The organism is Haloferula sp. A504, from assembly GCF_044385805.1.
In the GTDB taxonomy this organism is placed as follows: Bacteria; Verrucomicrobiota; Verrucomicrobiia; order Verrucomicrobiales; family Akkermansiaceae; genus Haloferula.
The window spans coordinates 1-4147 of sequence record NZ_JBISBU010000116.1; the positions used below are offsets into that span (position 1 = coordinate 1).

A 4147-nucleotide genomic window follows, 5' to 3' on the forward strand; every position below is an offset into this window, starting at 1 on the left:
GCTCAGCGGCGAAAATCGTGCATGCCTTCAAAGCCTGGTTACCGAGAACTTCCAGCTGTTCGAGAATCCGAAAAGTTAATGCCGAGAAGTATATTACGATTCTTGCGCCTTCAGCTTGGCTCATCGGGCGATGGAGTTGTCATGGCAGATTGACGAAGTGGTGAAAAAGGTGATGTCCGCCCAACCAGCAGGCGAGAACCCATTGTCCAATTCAACAACCCAGGGCAAAGCATGACTCAGGCACAACGGCATTCCGGCGCTTGGATTTTCGTCTCCCACTCGCACCGCGACTTGGGGAAGGTCCGCGAGATTCGGAACTACCTTGAAAAGAAGGGCGCGAGCCCACTCCTATTCTTTCTCAAGTGCCTGAGCGACGACGATGCGCGTTTACCCGAACTGATCGCGGATGAGATCAAGGCTCGTAACTTCTTCGTTCTTTGTGAAAGCCCAAACGCCAAGGCGTCGAAATACGTCCACGAGGAGGTGGCATTGGTCGAATCTCTGGGGAAGCCACGGGAAATCATTGATCTTTCGTTGCCGCTGGAGCCGCAGTTTCACAAGCTGGACCGCCTCCTCAAGCGTGCCACGGTGTTTCTCTCTTACGGACGAAAGGACGAGGCTACAGTGCAGCGGATTCGTCATACGCTGGAGCAGCACGACTACGCTGTATGGAAGCAATCCGAGATTCCATGCGGAGGCTATTGGAATACTGCGTTTTACTCGGCCATTGATGAGGCGATCGCGCGGGGCTTCGTGCTTGTCCTGCTAAGTCCCGCATCCCTGACCAGCGAATTTTGCAAACAAGAAACCGAATATGCCCTCCAACGTGCGGAGGAATCACAGCAAAGCAACGTCATTCCAGTAGTCATCTCCCCATTGGCGCAGGAGTCCTTCCCACCGCAACTCGCCAACATCCAGTGCTTCGATCTTACGACCGGCCCACTTGAAGATCGAGTCGAGGACTTGATCCGCAACCTGAAAACCCGGGAGATGGAGTAAGCCAATGCTGGAGACACAAAACGACTCGCACAAAGTCCGCGTACTCATCTTCTCGACCTTCCGCGATCCCGCAGTCGCGGGACGGAGCGGGGTCGGGTGCCCGATTGGAGGTGAGCGATGAACTCTGCGTGGAAAACAGTCCGGGTATTTATTAGTAGCACCTTTCGGGATATGCATGCCGAAAGGGACCATCTGGTCACCGTCGTTTTCCCAGAGTTGCGAGAGCGCTTGGAAAGGTTGGGGTTGGAGTTCTTCGACGTCGATCTGCGCTGGGGCGTGCCGGCGAAGGATGCGGATGGCGAAACGGCCAATTCCTGGGAATACTGCCGACAATGGATCGACCGCGTGGAACCGTTCTTCCTCTGTATGCTCGGCCAGCGCTACGGTTGGGTGCCGGATCCCGGGCACTTGAAGTCCGAGGAAGATCGCCAACGCCAAAAGGAAGAGATGCGATCGATCACGGACATGGAAATACGCCATGCCGTGCTCACCAGCCAGCTGAAGCGACGCAGCTATTTCTATCTACGCGCTCGCGAGGCACCCGCCACCGCCACCGAATACGTGGATCCTCCGCCCTTGCTGAAAAAGTTGGAGCGCCTCAAGGAGGAAGTCCGGGCCAGCGAACGCCCGGTTTGGGACTATCCATGCGAGTGGACAGGGACTGATTTCTTCGGGATGGAGGAGTTTGGCCGCCGTGTGTTGGACGACCTCTGGTCCGGTGTGTTGCGCGACGAACGCTACGTCAGCAAGGATGTGTGGCGTCAGGTGCTCGGCACAGACCCCGAGAACGACCCGCGATATGCCAACGAGACGCTCCCGGTGCCGCACGAGTTATGGGAAAAGATCGTCACGCTTGCCAAACCACCGCCCAAGGATCCGCTAGATGCGGAGCGCGAGCAGATGAGCGTCTTCGCCGACTCGCGCCTACGCTGGTTCCAAGGCCGCAAAGAAGAATTACAGAAACTCACCGCCTTTATCCGCGATCCTGCCGACGACGATGAGCCTCGGCTCGCCGTCGTCGCTGCGATGCCCGGCCAAGGCAAGTCCGCGCTACTCGCAAAGCTCTCAACTCTAAACCTTGAACCCTCGACTTTTCAAATTACTCATTTCGTCGGGGCCACGGAACGCTCGGCAAGCGCCTACGCGCTGGTCGGCCGTTTGCTCGCCGAACTCGACCGCAGCGGCATCGAGTGGCTGGCGGACGAGCAGAAAGAAGGCGAAGAGCCTAAGCAGGATTTCAACAGCCAGTGCCTGCGCCTCGCCAAGTGTCTTGGTGATTACGCGGGCGAAAGGTGCATCGTGCTTTTGCTCGACGCGCTCAACCAACTTTCCGATGGTCATGACTTGAACTGGTTGCCGCAGCGACTCGGTCCGAGTGTGCGGATAGTCGTCAGCTGCATCGATGATCCGGAGGCGCCAGAGGAGAGTCCTGAGAAGATAGTGATGCGTTCGCTCTCCGCGCGCGAACCGACACCCCTGCGCGTTCCACTCGAACCTCTGACGGAGGAGGATGTGCGGATGATCGTCGTCGAGTATCTCCGGGAATACTGCAAGGAACTCGACACCCCGCATGTGGAGACAATCTGTGCAACGCAGCAAACGCGCAACCCACTCTATCTGCTCGTGATGCTGGGCGAACTTCGGACGCTGGGCGGAAATGAGATGAACGAGACGGTGCCGAAACTGCTCGCCTCCATGGCTACGGCCCATCCCGACACTGTGGCCCTGTTCCGCTGGGTGCTGCAACGGCTGGAAGTGTTCGGTGCCGAGGCCGTGCAATGGTGGTGCCTCTATCTGGCACACGGCCGAATCGGCATGGCTAGCCAGGAACTGGCCGACCTGCTCGCCCGCAAACTCGGCTCGGACGCCGCAGCCACCTCGCTGCTGATCGAGAGGGGCCTGCGCCGGTATCTCCTGCGGCGCGGCGGACAACTCGACTTCTTCCACGGTCAACTGCTCCGGGCGGTGATGGAGCAATACGGCTCGCAAGCGGAGCCAAGCGACATGCACCGCGAAATGGCGGACTATTTCACGACCTGCGCCAAAGGAACTGATCCGCAGAAAGAATGGGAAACGAACGACATTCGCGGTTTTTCCGAGTGCGTGTTTCATCTCACCAAGGCAGGTCAATATATACAGGCAGCGGGATTCCTCCGCAATTTCCCATTCCTCCTGCACAAACTCCGCGTGGGTCTTCTCGAAGGCGCTCTCAAGGATTTAGGAATGGTTTCTCATGAGGCACCAAGGGAAGTGGTGAAGCAGATCGAGCCCTGGTCCAACTTTTTCCGGGAGAGGGCACACATCCTGAGGCGCGGGAATGACGAATGGCCCGCGCACAAGATTCTCCTCCAGCTCGCCGTCGAACACGCCGACGACAGCCCGCTGACCCTTGCCGCCGACAAGTGGCTGGCGGAAGGCCGCTGCGGCTGGCTCTGGCTGCGGCGCGTGCCGCGGCTGGCCAATGCCGGGAAGGACCCGTGCCTCGCGGTTCTGGAGGGGCATTCATCAACCGTGTTGGGGGCACAGCAGCTGTCTGGTGGCCGTATTCTCTCTTGGTCTGAGGACGATACGCTGCGCTTGTGGAACTGGCAGAGCGGGCAATGCCACGCGGTTCTAGAGGGGCATTCCGTTTTGGTCAGGGGCGCGCAGGAGCTGGCTGACGGCAGGATCCTCTCGTGGTCGGAAGACGAGACGCTGCGCTTGTGGAGCCGGCAGAGTGGGCAATGCCTCGCGGTTCTGGAGGGGCATTCCTCATGGGTCAAAGGCACGCAGGAGCTGGCTGACGGCAGGATCCTCTCGTGGTCGGAAGACGAGACGCTGCGCTTGTGGGGCCGGCAGAGTGGGCAATGCCTCGCCGTTCTGGAGGGGCATTCCGCTTCCGTCGGAGGCGCGCAGGTGCTAGGCGACGGCCGGATCCTCTCGTGGTCGGATGACGAGACTCTGCGCGTGTGGGACGCGCAGAAAGGGCAATGCCTCGCGGTTCTAGAGGGGCATTCCTCACTGGTCTGGGGCGCGCAGGAACTGGCTGACGGCCGTATCCTCTCGTGGTCGGAGGACAAGACGCTGCGCCTGTGGGACGGGCAAAGCGGGCAATGCCTCGCGGTTCTACAGGGGCATTCCTCTGGGGTCCGGGGCGCGCGGGAGCTGG

Annotated in this window: 2 protein-coding genes; both read left to right on the forward strand. The window is 59.7% G+C overall.

Features of this window, described 5'->3' with window-relative positions; translation table 11 throughout:
- Nucleotides 1-231: 231 nt before the first annotated feature.
- Entirely contained in the window at nucleotides 232-999 is a 768-nt protein-coding gene (locus tag ACG2LG_RS23550; RefSeq protein WP_396263279.1) for a toll/interleukin-1 receptor domain-containing protein, read from the forward strand.
- A 171-nt stretch (nucleotides 1000-1170) separates the two neighbouring features.
- The coding region (locus tag ACG2LG_RS23555) for an AAA family ATPase (protein ID WP_396263281.1) at nucleotides 1171-4147 on the forward strand (2977 nt) is incomplete at its 3' end.

Excerpts from the sequence above, each read along its gene's own strand:
- ACG2LG_RS23550 (WP_396263279.1), top strand. The coding sequence starts at position 232 with ATGACTCAGGCACAACGGCATTCCGGCGCTTGGATTTTCGTCTCCCAC.